The sequence below is a fragment of the Streptomyces sp. CA-179760 genome (assembly GCF_050937045.1).
Lineage (GTDB): Bacteria > Actinomycetota > Actinomycetes > Streptomycetales > Streptomycetaceae > Streptomyces.
In genome coordinates, this window is sequence record NZ_JBNJLZ010000001.1 from 1,379,997 (window position 1) to 1,397,686 (window position 17,690).

The 17,690-nt window shown below is 71.2% G+C and carries 18 protein-coding genes and 4 pseudogenes; 16 read left to right on the forward strand and 6 right to left on the reverse strand.

Annotated features, from left to right (window positions below; translation table 11 throughout):
* The first annotated feature begins 10 nt into the window (after positions 1–10).
* The 5 genes from ACQEV8_RS05965 to ACQEV8_RS05985 all read left to right on the forward strand — a co-directional run bounded on the left by ACQEV8_RS05965 (position 11) and on the right by ACQEV8_RS05985 (position 4,298).
* Positions 11–787: a crotonase/enoyl-CoA hydratase family protein gene (locus tag ACQEV8_RS05965; protein ID WP_432957976.1), complete on the forward strand. Its 777-nt coding sequence runs from the start codon at positions 11–13 to the stop codon at positions 785–787.
* A gap of 6 nt (positions 788–793) precedes the next feature.
* Positions 794–1,540 carry an acetoacetate decarboxylase gene (locus tag ACQEV8_RS05970; protein ID WP_432957978.1) on the forward strand — a complete coding sequence of 249 codons (747 nt, stop codon included), beginning with the start codon at positions 794–796 and terminating at the stop codon, positions 1,538–1,540.
* The gene (locus ACQEV8_RS05975) at positions 1,537–2,487 is read left to right on the forward strand and encodes an SDR family NAD(P)-dependent oxidoreductase (protein WP_432957980.1); all 951 of its coding nucleotides are present in this window, start codon (positions 1,537–1,539) and stop codon (positions 2,485–2,487) included. Before ACQEV8_RS05970 ends, ACQEV8_RS05975 begins: the two co-directional genes overlap by 4 nt.
* 1 nt (position 2,488) lies before the next feature.
* Positions 2,489–3,691 carry an acyl-CoA dehydrogenase family protein gene (locus ACQEV8_RS05980; RefSeq protein ID WP_432957982.1) on the forward strand — a complete coding sequence of 401 codons (1,203 nt, stop codon included), beginning with the start codon at positions 2,489–2,491 and terminating at the stop codon, positions 3,689–3,691.
* A gap of 79 nt (positions 3,692–3,770) precedes the next feature.
* Positions 3,771–4,298: a toxin-antitoxin system HicB family antitoxin gene (locus ACQEV8_RS05985; protein WP_432957984.1), complete on the forward strand. Its 528-nt coding sequence runs from the start codon at positions 3,771–3,773 to the stop codon at positions 4,296–4,298.
* 199 nt (positions 4,299–4,497) lie between these two features.
* Here the strand turns inward: ACQEV8_RS05985 and ACQEV8_RS05990 are convergent, their stop codons facing one another.
* Entirely contained in the window at positions 4,498–5,169 is a 672-nt protein-coding gene (locus tag ACQEV8_RS05990; RefSeq protein ID WP_432957986.1) for a DUF5701 family protein, read from the reverse strand.
* Positions 5,170–5,235: 66 nt separating this feature from the next.
* On the reverse strand, positions 5,236–5,442 hold the full coding sequence (locus tag ACQEV8_RS05995) for a helix-turn-helix transcriptional regulator (RefSeq protein WP_432957988.1): 207 nt from the start codon (positions 5,440–5,442) through the stop codon (positions 5,236–5,238).
* Positions 5,443–5,458: 16 nt separating this feature from the next.
* Between ACQEV8_RS05995 and ACQEV8_RS06000 the strand changes: the two are divergent.
* The 4 genes and pseudogenes from ACQEV8_RS06000 to ACQEV8_RS06015 form a co-directional block, all read left to right on the forward strand.
* Positions 5,459–5,680, forward strand: a pseudogene (locus ACQEV8_RS06000) (carbohydrate ABC transporter permease); the annotation flags it as partial.
* 14 nt (positions 5,681–5,694) lie between these two features.
* Positions 5,695–6,246 (forward strand): hypothetical protein, encoded by a 552-nt coding sequence (locus ACQEV8_RS06005; RefSeq protein ID WP_432957990.1) that lies wholly within the window; start codon positions 5,695–5,697, stop codon positions 6,244–6,246.
* A gap of 44 nt (positions 6,247–6,290) precedes the next feature.
* Positions 6,291–7,625 carry a Gfo/Idh/MocA family protein gene (locus tag ACQEV8_RS06010; RefSeq protein ID WP_432957992.1) on the forward strand — a complete coding sequence of 445 codons (1,335 nt, stop codon included), beginning with the start codon at positions 6,291–6,293 and terminating at the stop codon, positions 7,623–7,625.
* Between the two features lie 48 nt (positions 7,626–7,673).
* Positions 7,674–8,627 (forward strand): phosphotransferase, encoded by a 954-nt coding sequence (locus tag ACQEV8_RS06015; RefSeq protein ID WP_432957994.1) that lies wholly within the window; start codon positions 7,674–7,676, stop codon positions 8,625–8,627.
* A 12-nt stretch (positions 8,628–8,639) separates the two neighbouring features.
* Here ACQEV8_RS06015 and ACQEV8_RS06020 read toward each other — a convergent pair whose 3' ends face one another.
* A complete protein-coding gene (locus ACQEV8_RS06020) occupies positions 8,640–9,092 on the reverse strand; it encodes an Lrp/AsnC family transcriptional regulator (protein ID WP_432957996.1) in 453 nt (150 codons plus the stop codon).
* A gap of 111 nt (positions 9,093–9,203) precedes the next feature.
* Between ACQEV8_RS06020 and ACQEV8_RS06025 the strand changes: the two genes are divergently transcribed.
* Positions 9,204–9,833 (forward strand): LysE family translocator, encoded by a 630-nt coding sequence (locus tag ACQEV8_RS06025; protein ID WP_432957998.1) that lies wholly within the window; start codon positions 9,204–9,206, stop codon positions 9,831–9,833.
* Positions 9,834–9,976: 143 nt separating this feature from the next.
* On the opposite strand, the gene ACQEV8_RS06030 is transcribed toward ACQEV8_RS06025, so the two are convergent.
* Positions 9,977–10,108 carry a hypothetical protein gene (locus ACQEV8_RS06030; protein WP_432958000.1) on the reverse strand — a complete coding sequence of 44 codons (132 nt, stop codon included), beginning with the start codon at positions 10,106–10,108 and terminating at the stop codon, positions 9,977–9,979.
* 110 nt (positions 10,109–10,218) lie between these two features.
* Between ACQEV8_RS06030 and ACQEV8_RS06035 the strand changes: the two genes are divergently transcribed.
* On the forward strand, positions 10,219–12,621 hold the full coding sequence (locus tag ACQEV8_RS06035; protein WP_432958001.1) for a SpoIIE family protein phosphatase: 2,403 nt from the start codon (positions 10,219–10,221) through the stop codon (positions 12,619–12,621).
* A 7-nt stretch (positions 12,622–12,628) separates the two neighbouring features.
* Here ACQEV8_RS06035 and ACQEV8_RS06040 read toward each other — a convergent pair whose 3' ends face one another.
* On the reverse strand, positions 12,629–12,961 hold the full coding sequence (locus tag ACQEV8_RS06040) for an SDR family oxidoreductase (protein ID WP_432958003.1): 333 nt from the start codon (positions 12,959–12,961) through the stop codon (positions 12,629–12,631).
* 244 nt (positions 12,962–13,205) lie between these two features.
* Here ACQEV8_RS06040 and ACQEV8_RS06045 point away from each other — a divergent pair.
* Positions 13,206–13,427: pseudogene (locus tag ACQEV8_RS06045) on the forward strand (ATP-grasp domain-containing protein); the annotation flags it as partial.
* 3 nt (positions 13,428–13,430) lie between these two features.
* Positions 13,431–13,718 (forward strand): annotated as a pseudogene (locus tag ACQEV8_RS06050) (CocE/NonD family hydrolase); the annotation flags it as partial.
* An 11-nt stretch (positions 13,719–13,729) separates the two neighbouring features.
* Here ACQEV8_RS06050 and ACQEV8_RS06055 read toward each other — a convergent pair.
* Complete coding sequence (locus ACQEV8_RS06055) at positions 13,730–14,230, reverse strand: MarR family winged helix-turn-helix transcriptional regulator (protein WP_432958005.1); 501 nt, start codon at positions 14,228–14,230, stop codon at positions 13,730–13,732.
* A gap of 94 nt (positions 14,231–14,324) precedes the next feature.
* On the opposite strand from ACQEV8_RS06055, the pseudogene ACQEV8_RS06060 reads away from it, so the two are divergent.
* The 3 genes and pseudogenes from ACQEV8_RS06060 (at position 14,325) to ACQEV8_RS06070 (ending at position 17,682) form a co-directional block, all read left to right on the forward strand.
* A pseudogene (locus tag ACQEV8_RS06060) lies at positions 14,325–15,808 on the forward strand (MFS transporter).
* Positions 15,809–15,981: 173 nt separating this feature from the next.
* Positions 15,982–16,359: a hypothetical protein gene (locus ACQEV8_RS06065; RefSeq protein ID WP_432958007.1), complete on the forward strand. Its 378-nt coding sequence runs from the start codon at positions 15,982–15,984 to the stop codon at positions 16,357–16,359.
* 81 nt (positions 16,360–16,440) lie between these two features.
* Positions 16,441–17,682, forward strand: a complete 1,242-nt coding sequence (locus tag ACQEV8_RS06070) for a cytochrome P450 (RefSeq protein ID WP_432958009.1) — start codon at positions 16,441–16,443, stop codon at positions 17,680–17,682.
* Positions 17,683–17,690 lie beyond the last annotated feature (8 nt).

The window sequence follows — 17,690 nt, forward strand, 5'->3', positions numbered from 1 at the left end:
AAGGACAACCATGAGCACCCCCGAAACCCCTGTCGTACGGACCGAACGCATCGGCTCCGCCCTGCTGATCACCCTCGACCGGCCCGAGGCCCGCAACGCCGTGAACGCGGCGGTGGCCGCCCAACTGACCTCAGCGCTTGACGAGTTGGAGGCCGACCCCGCCCTGCGGGCCGGTGTCCTGACCGGTGAGGGCGGGACCTTCAGCGCCGGCATGGACCTCAAGGCGGCGCTGCGCGGCGAGTCTCCCGAGGTCGAGGGCCGCGGGTTCGGCGGACTGACCGAGTCAGAGCCGGCCAAGCCGCTGATCGCCGCCGTGGAGGGCTTCGCCATGGGCGGCGGCTTCGAACTGGCCCTGGCCTGCGACCTGATCGTCGCGGCCGAGGACGCCCGGTTCGGCCTGCCCGAGGTCAAGCGCGGGCTGATCGCGGCGGGCGGCGGCGTGATCCGGCTGCCCAAGCGGATCCCGCACCACCTCGCCATGGAACTGCTGCTGACCGGCGAGCCCGTCGACGGTCGCCGCGCCGGCGAACTGGGCCTGGCCAACCGGGTCACCGGCAGCGGCCGGTCCGTCGCCGAGGCGCTCCGGCTGGCCGAACGGCTCGCCGAGAACGCCCCGCTCGCGCTCGCCACCGTCAAGCGCGTCGTCCGCGCCGCCGACGGGGCGCCCGACGCCGAGGCCTTCGCCTTCCAGCGCGAGCAGATGAAGACCCTGATGGCCTCCGCCGACGTCCGCGAGGGCATGACCGCCTTCGCCGAGCGCCGCCCCGCGCGGTGGACGGGGCGGTGAGGCGACATGCGTGCCGAGGACGTACGACAGCACGTCACCACCCCCCTGAGCAGCCCGGCGTACGCGCCGATGGTGCCTCGGTTCACCGACCGCGAGTACCTCAACGTTGTCTACCGCACCGACTCCGAGGCACTGCGGGCGGTCGTCCCCGAGCCGCTGCGGATCGACGATCCGCTGGTCCGGTTCGAGGTCATGAAGATGGGCGACGTCAGCGGCTACGGCCCCTACACGGAGGCCGGGCAGGCGATCCCCGTCAGCTTCGAGGGCGAGCGGGGCGAATACCTGCACGCCATGTACCTCGACAACTTCCCGGCGACCGCGTCCGGCCGCGAGGTCTCCGCCTACCCGAAGGTCATGGGCTCCCCGGCGCTCCGCGTCGACACCGGCGCGCTCGTCGGCACCCTCGACCACGGCACGCAGCGGGTGGCCACCGCGACCATGGGCTACAAGCACCACGAGCTGGACCGGGACGAGGCGGCGGCGCAGATCACCGTGCCGACCTTCATGCTCAAGACCGTTCCCGGCTACGACGGTCTGCCGCGTGTGCAGGAACTCGTCCGCACCCGCATCACCGACCTCACCGTCAAGGAGGCCTGGACCGGCCCTGCCCGGCTGCAGCTCTTCCAGCACGTGCTGGCCCCGCTGGCCGACCTGCCGGTGCTGGAGGTCGTCTCCGCCAGCCACATCCTCACCGACCTGACGCTCGCGGGCGTCGAGCCGGTCCACGACTACCTGAAGGGAGCCCTGTCATGACCCGCGCCTTCCGTACGGCCGCCGTGATCGGCGCCGGGACCATCGGACTGTCCTGGGCGACGCTGTTCGCCGCGCACGGCCTGACCGTCAAGGTGACCGACCCGCGGCCGGACCTCGCCGAGGCCGTCGCCGAGGCCCTGGACCGCAACGCCCCGCATCTGGCCGCCCGTGGCCTGGACGTGACGGACCTCGCCGACCGGGTGCACATCGCGGCCGATGTCGCCGAGGCGGTCCGGGACGCGGACGTCGTCCAGGAGAACGGCCCCGAACGGGTCGAGTTCAAGCGGGACCTCTTCGCCACGCTGGTCCGTGAGGCACCCGACCACGCGCTGCTGCTCAGCTCCTCGTCGGCGATCCCGTCCAGCGCGTTCACACGCGAACTGCCGGACGAGGCCGCCGCCCGGGTCCTGATCGGCCACCCCTTCAACCCGCCGCACCTGGTCCCGCTCGTCGAGGTCGTGCCCGGGGAGCGCACCGGGGAGGACGCCGTGCAGGACGCGGTGGACTTCTACGCCTCGGTCGGCCGCACTCCGGTCGTCGAGCGCAAGGAGATCCCCGGCTTCGTCGGGAACCGGCTGCAGAACGCGCTCAGCCGCGAGGCGGTGTACCTCGTCGAGCAGGGCGTGGTGACCCCCGAGGACCTCGACAAGGTGATGACGAACTCGCTGGGCCTGCGCTGGGCCACGGTCGGGCCGTTCCTCGGCTCGCACCTGGGCGGCGGCCCCGGCGGCTACCGGCACATGGCCGAGCACATCGGGGCCTCGATGAAGCAGATGTGGGCGGGCCTCGGCACGCCGTCGCAGAACGAGGAAGAACAGGAACGGCTCATCGAAGCCGTGGAAAAGGCCTACGGCTCCTCCACGTACCCGGAACTCACCGAGACGCGCGACCGCAGGCAACTCGCCGTGCTGTCCGCCCTGGACGGCGCCGACAAGGAGGAGAACTGAGATGACCACCTTCATGGAACCGCTCGACGACCAGCTGACCGCCGACTTCTACGGCTACGAGGCCCTGCTGCCGGACGAGGAGCGCAAGATCCTCCTCAAGGCCCGCGCCCTCATGCGGGACGAGGTCAAGCCGCTGGTGAACGAGAACTGGGCCAGGGACCGCTTCCCCACGGAGCTCATCTCGCTGTTCCGCGACAGCGGCCTCGCCGGGCTGCCCTACGAGGGCTACGGCGAACACCGCCCGGCCGTGAGCAACCTCCTGAGCGGCATGCTCGCCCTGGAGATGACCCGCACCGACGCCTCCGTGTCCACCTTCTTCGGCGTCCACAACGGCCTGGCGATGTACTCCATTCACTCGGGCGGCGACCAGGAGCAGCGGGACCGCTGGCTCCCTGAGATGGCCGCGATGGACAAGATCGGCGCGTTCGCCATGACGGAACCGCTCGGCGGCTCCGACGTGGCGGGCGGCATGCGTACGACCGCCCGGCGCGAGGGCGAGAGCTGGGTCCTGAACGGCGCCAAGAAGTGGATCGGCAACGCGACCTTCGCCGACTACGTCGTGGTCTGGGCCCGCGATGTCGACGACAACCACGTCAAGGGCTTCGTCGTCGAGAAGGGCACGCCCGGCTTCGAGCCGGTGAAGATCGAGGGCAAGATCGCCTTCCGGATCGTGGAGAACGCCGAGATCACGCTGACCGAGGTCCGGGTGCCGGAGGCGAACCGCCTGCGGAACATCAACTCCTTCCGGGACGTCGCCGAGATTCTGCGCGCCACCCGCAGCGGAGTGGCCTGGCAGGCGTTGGGCGTGATGGTCGGCGCCTACGAACTCGCCCTGGACTACGCCCGGGAGCGCCGCCAGTTCGGCCGCCCGATCGGCGGCTTCCAGCTGGTGCAGGACCTGCTGGTCAAGAGCCTGGGCAACATCACGGCGTCCTGGGGCATGCTGGTTCAGCTCGCCCGGCTGCAGGACGCGGGCATCTTCCGTGACGAACACTCCGCGCTGGCCAAGGCGTTCGTCACCTCCCGGATGCGGGAGGTCGTCGCCTGGGGCAGGGAGATCTTCGGCGGCAACGGAATCCTGCTGGAGCACGACATCGCCCGGTTCTTCGCCGACGCCGAGGCCATCTACTCCTTCGAGGGCACCCGCGAGATGAACACCCTGATCGTCGGCAAGTCGATCACAGGCCAGAGCGCCTTCGTGTGACACATGCGGCAACAGTGAACCCCCAGGTCCTTCGACCTGGGGTTTTCTCATGGCGCCACCTTGATGCCATCATGCCGCCATGGACCTCACGCCCTATGTCGACACACTCCGCCGGGAACTCGCGGTGGCTGCCGAAGCCGGTGGGGAGGACGCCCGCGAGCTGGCCGAGCGGCTGACCGCTCCGCTGGAGTCGGCGGCCCGCCTGACACTGCTGAACGTGCTGTCCGCCGCCATGGACGAGGTCACGCGCGAACTCGCCCCCGGCTCGGTCGACGTACGGCTGCGCGGGCTCGACCCCGCCTTCGTCGTGACACCGCCGCCGGCCGGCGGCTCTTTCGAGGAGCCGGACCCGCGCCCGCAGCCGCCGAGGGCACCGGCACCGGCCCCTGCGCCCGCCGACGACGACAGCACGACCGCGCGGATCAATCTGCGCCTGCCCGCCCACCTCAAGGGGCGCGCCGAGGAGGCCGCCGCACGCGAGGGCCTGTCGGTCAATGCCTGGCTGGTGCGCGCGGTGAACGCGGCCGTGGAGAGCGACGGCACCCGGGCCCGCTCCACCGAGTCGACCCGCGGCGGCGGCAACCGCTACACCGGCTGGGTGCGCTGACGCCCTCCCTCGACATCCGTCGCGCCACGGGCTGAGAAGGCCGAGGCCGCCGCCGAGTACCGTGCCGTGCTCGCCCTCGGCGACCGCGTCCCCGCGGACGTACGGGACGAGGCGCACGCGGGACTGGCCGCCCTGGCCGCGGGCCGGCCGGCACCGGCCGGCCCGCTCGTGCAGTGAAGGGCGGGCCGGTGCCCGGAGGCTAGTAGTGCTTGCGGCCCGTGGTGGAGGCGAAGCCCAGCCAGGTGTGGCGGTTGTTCCACCAGCACCAGCCGACCTTCGGGGCCTCGCGGCGCTCACGGCCGTCGCGGCCGGTGCCGTTGCTGATCCAGATCGCCGGGGTGCGGGCGTCGAACGTGCCGTTCGGCTTGCGCAGCCGGGAGCCGATGGTCATGAAGCACAGGTTGCGGTCCAGGACGTCCTGTTGCTGGAGCACCCAGTGGATGCCCTCGGTGAGCAGCAGCGGGGTGCGGTCCTCCTTCGTGAGGGCGGGCAGTGCCTCGTCCGGACTCCAGTTACTCATGTGGTCACCGCGGTCGAGGCCGGTGAGGACGTAGAGCGGTGAGTCGGGCAGCTCGACGCCGGTGGGGGTGAACTCGTCGACGTCGGACATGTCGACGACGACGAAGCCGGGCTTGCCCTCGCGGCGGAGCAGCGGTGCGAGGGCGGAGGCGGGCGCCCGGTCCGGGTGAACGGCGAGCAGGGCGCCCTCGCTGCCCACCGAGGCCTCGGCGTCGGCCGCGTACGTACGGATCTCGGCGGCCGGCAGGCCCGCGATCTCGTGCACCCCCGTCTCGATCAGTCGCTCTGCCTGCGCGGTCAGGGCCGGGAGTACGGGCAGAACGGCGGTGGTTCCGGGCGTGGTCTCGGGCACGATGCTCCCTGGGTCGGCGGCGTGAACATCGATGCAACGCGGCGAATCGCCGGGACGTTCCCGGACTCAGGCATCGAATCGGCCGGACAGACCGTTCTCCCGCCACTCACGGGGCGTGACACCATAGGCCGCCCGGAAGGCACGGCTGAAATGGCTGGGGCTCACGAAGCCCCAGCGCCGGGCGACGGTCGCGACCCCGTGGGCCGGGGCCGGGGACAGCAGCAGATCCTTGCGGCACCGTTCGAGGCGCTGCGTCCGGATCCACTCCCCCACCGTGACGCCCTCCAGCTGGAGCTGGAACGACTTCTTCTCCCAGGTGATCTACCTGGTCGAGCCGGAGACCTACACGCTCCAGCTCGGGCTGAGGATGTTCGTCGACATGGACGGCAGCGCCATGTTCGGCCCCATGTTCGCGATGTCCGTCCTCACCCTGGTTCCCGTGCTGTTGTTCTTCCTCGCCTTCCAGCGGATGCTGGTGGAGGGCGTGCAGACGACCGGCCTGAAGGGCTGAGAGGACAACCCGCCATGACCCGTACGTGGTTCGCCCGCTTCGCCGACTGTCTGCTGCTCGGCGTCCTGCTGTTGCTCGCCTCGCTGCCGGTGGTCACCGCGTTCCCGGCGCTGGTCGCGGGATGCGCGGTGCTGCGCGAACAGGCCGGTGACGGCGCGGGGGTGACGGCCAGGAACTTCCTGAGGCGGTTGCGTGCTGTGCTGAGATCGGGTCCCGCCGTGTGGGCCGTGCCCACCGCCGCACTGGCGCTGCTGTGGCTGGACGCGCTGGCCCTGGACGCCCGGGGCCCCGGCCCCGGTGCCGCCTTCGCCGCCGCCGCAGCGGTCCTCGCGGCGCTCGGTCTGCGCTGCGCCGCCGCCTGGCGTGAGGGAACGCCCTGGCGTGCGACGCTCACCGTCGTGTTCCGGTCTGTGCCGCGGTACCCGCTCGCGCCCGTACTGCTCGCCGGGGCCGTCGGCGCCGCGGTCGTGCTGCTGGCCCTGACGCCGGTGGTGCTGTTCGTCGTTCTCGGCCCGCTGGCCCTCGCCGCGACTGCGGCGGACGCCTGGCGGCCCGTGACGCCCTGAGCCACCCCGTACGTTCCCCTCCCCCTCAACCGAAGGAGACCTGCATGTCGTCCGACACCGCACGCCGCCGAGCAGCCGTGGTCGGCCTGGGTGCCCGCGCCCGGCTGTTCGCCCAGGCGCTGGCCGGTCCCTACGCGGACCGGTTCGAACTGGCCGGCTTCTGCGATGTCAACTCCCACCGCATGGCGGTCCACAACGCCTGGATCGCGGACGCCCGCCCGGGGCTGCCTCCCGTACCGGCGTACCCGGCCGACGACTTCGAGGAGATGCTGCGCCGCGAGCGCATCGACCTGGTCGTGGTCTGCACGGTGGACCACACCCACGACCACTACATCGTGCGGGCCCTGGAAGCGGGCTGCGACGTGGTCACCGAGAAGCCCATGACCACGGAGGCCGAGAAGGCCCGCCGCATCCTGGAAGCGCGGCGGCGCACCGGGCGCGAGGTCCGGGTCGCCTTCAACTACCGCTACAACCCGGCGCATTCGGCCGTACGGGAACTGATCTCCTCCGGGGAGATCGGCGAGGTCGGCTCGGTGCACTTCGAGTGGCTGCTCGACCTGCGGCACGGCGCCGACTACTTCCGCCGCTGGCACCGCGACAAGGCCAACTCCGGCGGCCTGATGGTGCACAAGTCCACGCACCACTTCGACCTGGTCAACTGGTGGCTGGGCACCCGTCCCGAGACGGTCTTCGCACAGGGCGGCCTGTTCTTCTACGGCGACGAGGCCGGCCGGCGCCGGAACCTCGCCCAGGAGTACGTCCGCGCTCATGGGTCCCCGGCCGCCGAAGCCGACCCGTTCGCCGTGCACCTCTCCGACTCGTCCGTGCTCAGCGCGCTGTACCTGGACGCGGAGGCGGAGGACGGCTACCACCGCGACCAGAACGTGTTCGGGCCCGGGGTGACGATCGAGGACGACATGGCGGTGCTGGTCCGGTACGCCACCGGCGCGACCCTGACGTACCACCTGACCGCGTACTCCCCGTGGGAGGGCTACCGGGTCGCCTTCAACGGCAGCCGGGGGCGCCTGGAGCTGCTGGTGGAGGAGTCGACGTGGACCCGCCCCCGGGTGGGTGTGAACGGCTCCGACCCCGTTCTGCACGGTGCCGAGGCCGAGGACACCGCCGGACGTACCGAGCTGTTGCTGCGCCCCTTCTGGGAGGAGCCGCGCGAGATCAAGGTGGCGAGCGGCGAGGGCGGGCACGGCGGCGGCGACGTGCGCATGCTGGAGGATCTGTTCGGCACGCGGGCCCCGGACCCCCTGCACCGCGCGGCGGACGCGGCCGACGGGGCCCGTTCCCTGGTCACCGGTCTGGCCGCGAACCGCTCCTTCGAGACGGGACTCCCGGTGCGGACGCGGGACCTGCTCCCTCCTGACTGATCGTTAATTCATCGCACGGCGCGTCCCTGGCGTGACACGATCGGCCGCATGGATGGATTCTTGATGCCTGATCAGATCGAGGCCCGAAAGTTTCGTGCGTTCGCTGCCGCCGTCGCCGCGGGTCGTGATCTGGGGCTCACGGTGACCGACGCGACGGTGATCTACGACGTGTTCTCCGTCGTGGTGCATCTCGCTCCGTCGCCGGTGGTGGTGCGGGTGCCGACCGTCCTGCCGTCGTACTCCGACCCCGGCTTCCAGTCGGCGCGGCAGCGGATGGAGCTCGATGTCGTGGCGTGGCTCGCGGAACAGGGGCACCCGGTGATTCCGCCGAGCCCGCTCGTGCCGCGGGAGCCCGTACAGCGGGACGGTTTCTCCATGACGTTCTGGCAGTTCGTCGAGCTGGACCAGAGCGCCGAGCCGGATTACGCGCACAACTCCGCGCTGGTCGCCGATCTGCACGCCGCGCTGCGCGAGTACCCCGGTGAGCTGCCGTTCCTGTCCGCGGCCGAACCGCGGTTCGTCTCCGAGGGGCTTGCCGTGCTCGAAGGCCGGCCCGACCTCCTGGAGCCGGCCGACCTCGACCGCGCGCGGCGCGAGTGGGAGATCCTTGAGCCTGTCGTCAGCTCCCGCGCGGCATTCGAGGCGGCGTTCCCCGGCATCGACTTCCAGCCGGTCCACGGGGACTCCCCCGCCGCCAACATCGTCTCCACCGCGGACGGCGAGCTGTACTCCGACTTCGAGCTGACCACGCTCGGCCCGGTCGAGTGGGACCTGGCGGCACTCGGCCCCGAGTGCGAGGCCGCGTACAACACGGCCGCCGAACGCCGGGGTCTGCGGCAGCTCGACGAGGGCGTGCTGCGCTTCGTCAACGCCGTGGGCATGTCCCGCGCGGTGGCATGCCTCGCCCTCGCCCCGCAACTGCCCCTGCTCGTGGAGGCGCTGAAGCCGGCGGTCGAGCAGTGGCGGACCATGCCGTTCGCGGGTGGCCTGGGAGCCGGGTGACCGGGGCTCCGCTCACTCCGGCAAGGGCCGGTCGTCGACCACGTGCTTCATGACGAGGGTGGACGTCAGCCGCTGGATGCCGGGGAGGCGGGCGAGCTGCTGGTCGTAGAGCTGCTGGAAGGCGGCGAGGTCGGTGGTGGCGACGCGCAGGAGGTAGTCGGGGTCGCCGAACAGGCGCTGGGCCTGGAGCACGTGCGGGACGGCGGCCACCGCCTCCTCGAAGGCGGTGACGGTGTCGGCGTCCTCCCGGCGCATGGTGACGAAGACGAGGGCCTCGAAATCGAGGCCCACGGCGGACGGGTCGACGACCGCGCGGTAGCCCCGGATCGCGCCCTCGCGTTCGAGATCGCGCAGGCGGCGGTGGCAGGGGGAGACGCTCAGCTTCACGCGCGCGGCCAGCTCGGTGACCGTGAGACGGCCGTCCAACTGCAGCTCGGTAAGAATTTTCCGATCCAGGGCATCCATGGAGAAGATTCTGCCCCAGATCCCGCGATCAAGGAGAAAAGAAGGGAACACTTTCGGGCAGATCCGGCCTAGCCTTCCTCTCGCAACACTGCACGCGAGAGGGGCCGATCCATGGAAACGACGACGCTGGCGGCATTTCTGGCCGTGGATCTGCTGCTGATATTCACCCCTGGCGCGGACTGGGCCTACGCGATCTCGGCGGGTCTTCGGGAGCGGTCGGTCGTGCCGGCGGTCGCCGGGCTGGTGGCCGGATACGCCGGATACACACTGCTCGCGGTCGCGGGGCTGGTGGTGATCGTGGCGAGCTCGGGGACGCTGCTGACCGCGCTGACCATGGCGGGGGCCGGCTATCTGGTGTGGCTCGGCTGGGGCGTGCTGCGGCAGCCGGCCGTCCTCGAGGCATCCGAGGCGGAGGTGGTGGCCACCTCCGGATCCTCCCGGCTGCGAACCATGCTCAGGGGCGCCGGGATCTCCGGCCTCAACCCCAAGGCCCTGCTGCTGTACTTCTCGCTGTTCCCGCAGTTCATCGACCCGGCGGGCGGCTGGCCGGTCGCCGGGCAGACCGGCCTGCTCGGCACGTTGCACATGACCGCCTGCGCCGTCGTCTATCTCGCCGTCGGCGTCCTCGCCCGCACCGTCCTCAGGACCAGGCCCTCCGCGGCCCTGGCGGTCACGCGCGTCTCCGGTGCGATGATGATCGCCATCGGGGGTTTCCTGATCGTGGAACGCCTGGCCGGCTGACGAAATCCACCCCCGCACCCGGTGCCCGCCACCGAAGGAGAGCAGAAGGCGGCACAGCTCGCCCGCGGTCACGTCGAGGGGTTCGAGCGGGCGGTTCGAGCGGCCATCTGACAGCGCGACGAGAGGCCCGGGGTCCCTGGGTCTCAGCCCGGGCGGGGCCGTCCCGCCGACGTGGCCCACAGGTGCGGGGCGATGTCGCCCTCGGGGAGCTGGGCGATCATGTAGTGGACACAGCGTTCGATTCTGACCCGCCGCAGCCGGGCCGCCTGATCCACCCCACCGGGAGTCGCGATAGCGGGCGCCCTGTCGGGGTACCCGCCTCCGAATATGGTCAGATGCGAATAGAAAGGGCATAAAACAGGTCGGGGTCACCTGCGGAGGCACCGTGGAGGGACGCGTACCGGAGGATCTCGCGGTCGTCGTCGACGCCCGCGGGGCGATCATGGCCTGGAGTGACGGCGCTCGCCGCCTGCTCGGATACGACGCCGCCGAGATCGTGGGCAGGTCCGTCACCGAGCTGCTCACCGCCGACCTCCCGGAATCCACCCGGCGGCATGTGGCCGACCGGCAGCGCTGGGCCGGCGAGGTGGCGCTTCGGCACCGGGAGGGCCACCGAGTCGTGGTGCGGCTGCAGGGAACACCGCTGACGGACACCGGCCGCGAGCGGCTCTGGCTGGTGACCGGCATCGCACCGGCGCACACGGCGCGGCGGGCCGAGCCCGGAGCCCTGGCCTTGTGGGACCTCACGCTCTCCCAGCTCCCGGTACCGGTGGCGGTCTACGACCGTGAGGCCCGGCTCGTGGCCGCCAACGAGGTCATGACGCAGGTGATGGGCCGGACCGAGGACGAGATGAGGGGCCTGACCCTGTGGGAGATCCACCCCACCTGGCCCTTCGACGAGTACGACCGCCTCCAGCGGGAGGTGCTGCGCACCGGCGAGATGATTTTCCACGAGGAGCACGGCCTGGCCCCGGGCGAGACCCGGCCGCACGCCTGGTCCATGTTCATGTCGCCGTTGAAGGACGAGACCGGCACGGTCCAGGGGCTGTCGGCGACCGTGTTCGACACCACGGAGCAGTCCTGGGCGCGCCGCCGGCTGGCGGTGCTCAACGACGCCAGTCTCCGCATCGGGAGCACGCTGGACGTGGCCCGGACGGCGGACGAGCTGGCCGAGGTGGCGGTGAGCGGGTTCGCGGACTTCGTCACCGTAGACCTGCTGGAATCCGTCGCCCTGGGGGACGAGCCGGAACCGCTGCCGCCGGACGCGCCGGTCACCGTACGGCGCACCGCACAGCGGTCGGTGCTGGAGGGCTGCCCCGAGTCGGTGATCCCCTCCGGGGACACGACCCTCTACCCGGTGGGCACGCTGCCGGTGCGGACGCTCGTCGCCGGCCGGGGCACGCGGCACCGGCCCGGGGAGCCGGGGATGCGGGAGTGGATCAGGTCCTCGCCCGCCCGCGCCGAGTCCGTGACCACGCACATGATCCACTCGGTGATGATGGTGCCGCTGCGCGCCCGGGGGGTGACCCTGGGGCTGGTGCACTTCCTGCGGCACCGGACCCCGGACCCGTTCAGCGAGGACGACCTGCTGCTCGCGGAGGAGATCGTGGCCAGGGCGGCGGTGAGCGTGGACAACGCCCGCCGCTACACCCGGGAACGCCGTACGGCTCTGGCGCTCCAGCGCAGTCTGCTGCCCGACCGGCCTCCGGAACTGGCGGCGATGGAGGTCGCCTACCGCTATCTGCCGACCGGTTCCGGGGCGGAGGTCGGCGGCGACTGGTTCGACGTGATCCCGCTGTCCGGCGCCCGGGTCGCCCTGGTCGTGGGCGACGTGGTGGGCCACGGCATCCACGCCTCGGCCACGATGGGCAGGCTGCGGACCGCCGTACGGACGCTCGCGGATGTCGATCTCGCCCCCGACGAGCTGCTCACCCAGCTGGACGATCTCGTCCTGAGGCTCGACCGGGAAGAGGGCCCGGATGTGCGCGGGCGCTCGGCGGAGGCGTCGGGTCAGGTCGGAGCGACCTGTCTGTACGCCGTGTACGACCCGGTGTCCCGCCGCTGCACCATGGCCCGCGCCGGGCACCCGCAGCCGGCGCTGGTCACACCCGACGGCGGCGTACGGTTCCTCGATCTGCCGGCCGGACCGCCGCTGGGCCTGGGCGGCCTGCCGTTCGAGGCGAGCGAGGTGCGGCTGGAGGAGAACAGCCTTCTCGCCCTCTACACCGACGGGCTGATCGAGGCCGCCGACCACGACATCGAGGTCGGGCTCGGCCTGCTGCGCCAGGCACTCAGCAACCCCGTCGAAGCGCTCGAGGAGACCTGTGACCAGGTGCTGCGCACCGTGCTGGCGGGCCGTTCCGCCGACGACATCGTGCTGATGCTGGCCCGGACCGCCGCGCTGGACGCCGGGCAGGTGCACACCTGGCAGCTGCCACCGGACCCCGCTGCCGTGGCCCGGGCGCGCAAGCTGGCGGGCGGGCAACTGGCCGCCTGGGGACTGACGGAGGCGGCGTTCACCACGGAGCTGATCGTCAGCGAACTGGTCACCAACGCCCTGCGCTACGGCGGCGCCCCCATCGAGCTGCGCCTGATCCGCGACTCGACCCTCATCTGCGAGGTGTCCGACGGCAGCAACACCGCACCCCACCTGCGCCGGGCCCGCGTCTTCGACGAGGGCGGACGCGGACTGCTCCTCGTCGCCCAGCTCTCCGACCGCTGGGGCACCCGCCAGACCCCCACGGGCAAGACGATCTGGACGGAACAGCCGCTGTCCGGCGGGACATGAGCCGGGGCTACCGGGTGTCGACGATGCCGCCCGTCACGGCGATGACCTCACCGACGGTGCAACCGGAGTCGGCGTCGGAGGCGAGGTAGACGCACGTCGGCGCGATCTCCTCCGGCTGGGCCGCGCGTTCCAGCGGGGCCTCGCTGCCGATGTGGGCGAGCCCGTCCGGCGGCATGTCCGGGTCCGCCCCGTTGAGCGGCGTCCAGGTCGGGCCCGGCGCGACCACGTTGGCACGCACCCCCCGCTTGGCCAGCTGCACGGCGACGGACTTGGTCAGGGTGATCAGCGCGGCCTTGGACGCCGCGTAGTCGATCATCGTGGTACTGCCCGGTTCGGACACGACCTGGGGTGCGGATTTCCTGCTCGGGCCGCAAGAGCTTCCCCTTCACCGCTGCCGTCCACGGCGATGCTCACCTGAGGGCCGCGCCGTTCTTTCCGGCACCGCGTTCCCAGCACGGCGGCAGGCCTGTTCCGCATTGCCCGGAAGGGGCAATGTACCGGGATCGGCATGCGGGCAGTCACGACGGGTACTCCGACGATCTTGCAAGCCCGGCTTCGAGCCGGACGCCGACGGAGGCAGAGCCGTGTCTGATGAGACGGTGAAGAACGTGTTCGTGATCGGGCTCGACGAGGCCAATCTGCCGACCCTCCGGCAGGTTCCGGGAGCTCAGCGGTTGCGTTTTCACCAGTTGCTGACCGTCGAAGAACTCCAGGTCGGGGAGGTACACCTGCCCACGTTGCCGGACAAGGCCCAGGGCGTGCTGGACGCCTTCGACGGGAGCATCGACGCGATCGTCGGCTACTGGGTCATGAACGACCGGGGCACGGTCCGCTTCGACGACATCGGCGTCGAGGCCGGCCTCCGCGCCCACGAGCGCTACACGGCGATCGCCGACGACTTCACCTCGGCCTCCGGCGAGTCCACGTGGACCATGCGGTTCCAGCGGGACGACTGGGACGTACCGGTAGTGACGCACACCCAGCTCCGGTGCGACGAGACGGACTTCTTCGTGGACGCGACCCTTCACGCGTACGAGGCCGACCGCCGCGTCTTCTCCCGCACCTGGAACGAGAAGGTGCCGCGCGACCTGCTGTAGAAACGCGCCGGCTACGCGGGACGGCCCGGCAGGTCACTCTCGGTGTGCGTCACGAAGTCGTCCACGAGCCGGTGGAAGAGCACCGCGAGCTGCCGCAGTTCCTCGGGTGACCATGCCGCCAGGGCCAGCTCCATGCCCTGGCGGCGCACCCGCCGCATGCGATCGGCCGCGGCCAGACCGGCCTCGGTCAGCCGGACGCGCTGGGCGCGGCGGTCGTCCGGGTCCGGGACGCGGGTCACGTAGCCGGCCCGCTCCAGTTGCCGAAGCTGCCGGGTGACGTGGGACGCCTCCACCGACAGCCGGGCCGCCAGCACCCCGGGCCGCAGCGGCTCGCTCTCGGCGACGTACCGCAGGATCGCCACGGCGGCCCGGTCCAGCGAGAGTCCCGACTCGGCCATCAGACGCTCGTGCTGCCGGGACCGGCCGGCCAGGTACGTGATGCGTGTAAGGGCCTGCTCGATCTCGGCCAGGGCCGTCGAGGCGGGCTCCGCCACGGGATGGGGTGTGGGCATGGGAACAGATTAAAAAAGTTGCTTGACTTAGGCAAGAAGAATCTGCTTGCCTAAGTCAAGCAACCGCGCTGTCCCGTCGCTCACGGAGGCTTCCATGTCCCACCCCGTCGCCGGCCACGCGAAGGCCGGATCACCCGCCCCACCCAGACCGAACGCCGTGGTCGCGGTACTGGCCTTCGCCGGGATCGTGGTCTCGCTGATGCAGACCCTGGTGATCCCGATCGTTCCCGAGCTGCCGAGGTACCTGGACGCCTCCCCCGCGAACGCGGCCTGGGCGATCACCGCCACCCTGCTGGCCGCCGCCGTCGCCACTCCGGTCGTCGGCCGCCTCGGGGACATGTTCGGCAAGCGCCGCATGCTGCTCGTCAGTGTCGTGCTGCTGGTGTCCGGCTCGGTCGTCTGCGCCCTGAGCGACTCGCTCGTCCCGATGATCGTCGGCCGAACGCTCCAGGGCCTGGCCGCGGCCGTCGTCCCGCTCGGCATCAGCATCATGCGGGACGTCCTGCCCGCCGAGCGGCTCGCCGGCTCCACCGCCCTGATGAGCGCCTCCCTGGGGGTCGGCGGCGCCCTCGGCCTGCCCGCGGCCGCCTTCATCGCCGACCGCTACGACTGGCACATGCTGTTCTGGATCTCCGCCGCCCTCGCGGTCGTCGCCCTGGCGCTCCTGGTGCTGATCGTGCCCGAGTCGAAGGTCCGCACCGGCGGCAGTTTCGACCTGCTCGGCTCCCTCGGCCTGTCCGCCGCACTGGTGTCCCTGCTGCTCGCCGTATCCAAGGGCGGCGACTGGGGCTGGACCAGCGGCACGACGCTGGGGCTGTTCGGTGCCGCGGTCGTGGTCTTCCTGCTGTGGGGACGGTACGAACTGCGCACCGCGCAGCCGCTGGTGGACCTGCGCACCACCGCCCGCCGCCAGGTGCTGTTCACCAACCTCGCCTCGGTCGCGCTCGGCTTCTCGATGTTCGCCATGTCGCTCGTCCTGCCGCAGGTCCTCCAGCTGCCCGAGCAGACCGGCTACGGGCTGGGCAGGTCCATGCTGGCCGTCGGCCTGATCCTGGCCCCGCAGGGACTGGTGATGATGGCCATGTCCGTGGTGTCCGCCGCCCTCACCAAGGCCAAGGGCCCCAAGGTCACTCTGATGATCGGCGCGGTCGTCGTGGCCGCCGGGTACGGACTGAGCCTCGTGCTGATGTCCGAGGTCTGGCACATCATGCTGGTCGCCTGTGTCATCGGCGGCGGTGTCGGCTTCGCCTACGGGGCCATGCCCGCCCTGATCATGGGCGCGGTGCCGGCCTCCGAGACGGCGGCGGCCAACAGCCTCAACACCCTGATGCGCTCCATGGGAACGTCGTTCGCCAGTGCCCTCGCGGGCGTCATCCTGGCGCAGCTGACCACCGACTTCGGGGGCACGCCCTGCCCTCGGAGAACGGCTTCAAGACGGTCATGGCCATCGGTGCCGGCGCCGCCCTGCTGGCCCTCTTCTTCGCCTCGTTCCTGCCACGACGGCAGGCAGCCGGCGAACCGGCCGGGCCGGCCGAAGCCCCCGCCGAACCGGCGGAGATCTCCGGAGCGCGCTCCTAGTGCGGGTCCGCTGAGACGCCGGCCCCTGGACGGCCGTGGTGCAGCCCGCTGCACCCCCGGTCCGGGAGCGCGCTCCCTCGTCGCGGCACACGGCGGACGGGATCGTGGTGAGCAGGTCGGCAACTCCGAACCCACCCTTCCCTCCCCCGCATTCCACCCCGAGAGGTACCTCCATGTCCGCGCTCCTCGCCACCGTCAAATCGTTCGTCGCCAACCTGCTGCTCTGGAGCTTCTTCACCGTCGGTCTCGGCGCCGCCCTGGGCGCCGGTGCAGCCCTCGACGGCACCGGGAAGGACGTGGCGACCATCGCCGGGTCCGCCGTCGCGCTCGTCACCGGTACGCGCCTCGCGAAGAAGCCGAAGATCAAGGGCTTCCTGTCCAGGCCGGGCACGCTGTGGTTCCTGTTCCTGTTCAACGGGGGTGCTGCTGTGGCGATGTATCTCGCCCTGGACGGTGTGAAGGCCATCGCAGCCGCTGCCGCCATGGGGCTGGTCTCCCTCGGCGCGGCCGGCGGGATCCTCGCCAACCACCGCGGTGCGGCCCACGCCTGAGGCTCCGCGTCCGCACCGGTGTCCGAACTCTGCCCCTTCCTAACCCCACTTCACTTCAATTCACTTCACTGAGGAGACGTCATGTCCGATGCCCCGTCCTGCCCCGTCACCGGCGCCACCGGCCCGCTGCCCGAGTACCCGCTGCCGCGGGCGGCGGAGTGCCCACTGGCTCCGGCCCCGGTCGCCCAGGAACTGCGGGACCGGAAGCCGATCACCAAGGTGCGGATCTGGAACGGCACCACGCCCTGGCTGGTCACCCGCCACGCCTACCAGCGGGCCCTGCTGCCCGACTCCCGTGTCAGCGACGACGACCTCGATCCCGGTTTCCCGTACGTCAACGCGCACCGGGCGGAGATCGCGCCGGTCACTCCGCGGCTCATCACGAACACGGACGCTCCGGAGCACACGCGGTTGCGGCGGACCGTCAACGGACCGTTCGTGGTCAAGCGCATCGAGAAGATGCGGGAGCCGGTGCAGAAGATCGTCGACGAACTCGTCGACCGGATGCTCGCGGGCCCCAACCCGACCGACCTGCTGGGGGCGCTCGCGCTGCCGGTGCCGTCGCTGGTCATCGCCGAGCTGCTCGGAGTGCCGTACGCGGACCACGACTTCTTCCAGCGCAGCAGCAGCCTGGTTCTGGACAGTTCGGCGGCACCGGAGGAAGCCACGAAGGCCAGCGGCGCTCTGGCCGCCTACCTGGACAACCTCATCAAGCTGAAGACGGCCGACCCGGACGACGACGTGCTGTCGGAGATGGCCGGCCGCGTCCAGGCCGGCGAGATGACGCACACCGAGGCCGTCCACATGGGCGTCGCGATGCTGATCGCCGGTCATGAGACCACCGCGACGATGATCAGCCTCGGCACCCTCGCCCTGTTCCAGCACCCCGGCCAGCTCGCCCTGCTGCGCGAGACCGACGACCCGAAGCTGGTCGCGAACGCGGTGGACGAGGTGCTGCGCTATCTGTCCATCGTCCAGACCGGCGTACGCAGGGTCGCCAAGGACGACATCGAGATCGGTGACGTCGTCATCCGCAAGGGCGACGGCATCATCTTCGACCTGCACGCCGCCAACTGGGACCCGGAGGTCTTCCCCGAGGCCGAGCGGCTGGACATCACCCGCCCGGCCCGTATCCACCAGGCGTTCGGCTACGGCCCGCACCAGTGCCTGGGCCAGAACCTGGCCCGCCTGGAGCTCCAGGTCGTCTACGGCACCCTCTACCGCCGCATCCCGACCCTGCGGCTGGACGCGGCCGTCGAGGACCTGGAGTTCGACCACACCGGGACCACCTACGGCGTGCACAGCCTGCCCGTGGCCTGGTGAACCCTCCC

What these genes read in the sequence shown, in the direction of transcription:
- ACQEV8_RS05965 (WP_432957976.1), top strand. Translation starts at nt 11, where the DNA reads ATGAGCACCCCCGAAACCCCTGTCGTACGGACCGAACGCATCGGCTCC.
- ACQEV8_RS05970 (WP_432957978.1), top strand. Translation starts at nt 794, where the DNA reads ATGCGTGCCGAGGACGTACGACAGCACGTCACCACCCCCCTGAGCAGC.
- ACQEV8_RS05975 (WP_432957980.1), top strand. Translation starts at nt 1,537, where the DNA reads ATGACCCGCGCCTTCCGTACGGCCGCCGTGATCGGCGCCGGGACCATC.
- ACQEV8_RS05980 (WP_432957982.1), top strand. Translation starts at nt 2,489, where the DNA reads ATGACCACCTTCATGGAACCGCTCGACGACCAGCTGACCGCCGACTTC.
- ACQEV8_RS05985 (WP_432957984.1), top strand. Translation starts at nt 3,771, where the DNA reads ATGGACCTCACGCCCTATGTCGACACACTCCGCCGGGAACTCGCGGTG.
- ACQEV8_RS06005 (WP_432957990.1), top strand. Translation starts at nt 5,695, where the DNA reads ATGACCCGTACGTGGTTCGCCCGCTTCGCCGACTGTCTGCTGCTCGGC.
- ACQEV8_RS06010 (WP_432957992.1), top strand. Translation starts at nt 6,291, where the DNA reads ATGTCGTCCGACACCGCACGCCGCCGAGCAGCCGTGGTCGGCCTGGGT.
- ACQEV8_RS06015 (WP_432957994.1), top strand. Translation starts at nt 7,674, where the DNA reads ATGGATGGATTCTTGATGCCTGATCAGATCGAGGCCCGAAAGTTTCGT.
- ACQEV8_RS06020 (WP_432957996.1), bottom strand. Translation starts at nt 9,092, where the DNA reads ATGGATGCCCTGGATCGGAAAATTCTTACCGAGCTGCAGTTGGACGGC.
- ACQEV8_RS06025 (WP_432957998.1), top strand. Translation starts at nt 9,204, where the DNA reads ATGGAAACGACGACGCTGGCGGCATTTCTGGCCGTGGATCTGCTGCTG.
- ACQEV8_RS06055 (WP_432958005.1), bottom strand. Translation starts at nt 14,230, where the DNA reads ATGCCCACACCCCATCCCGTGGCGGAGCCCGCCTCGACGGCCCTGGCC.
- ACQEV8_RS06065 (WP_432958007.1), top strand. Translation starts at nt 15,982, where the DNA reads ATGTCCGCGCTCCTCGCCACCGTCAAATCGTTCGTCGCCAACCTGCTG.
- ACQEV8_RS06070 (WP_432958009.1), top strand. Translation starts at nt 16,441, where the DNA reads ATGTCCGATGCCCCGTCCTGCCCCGTCACCGGCGCCACCGGCCCGCTG.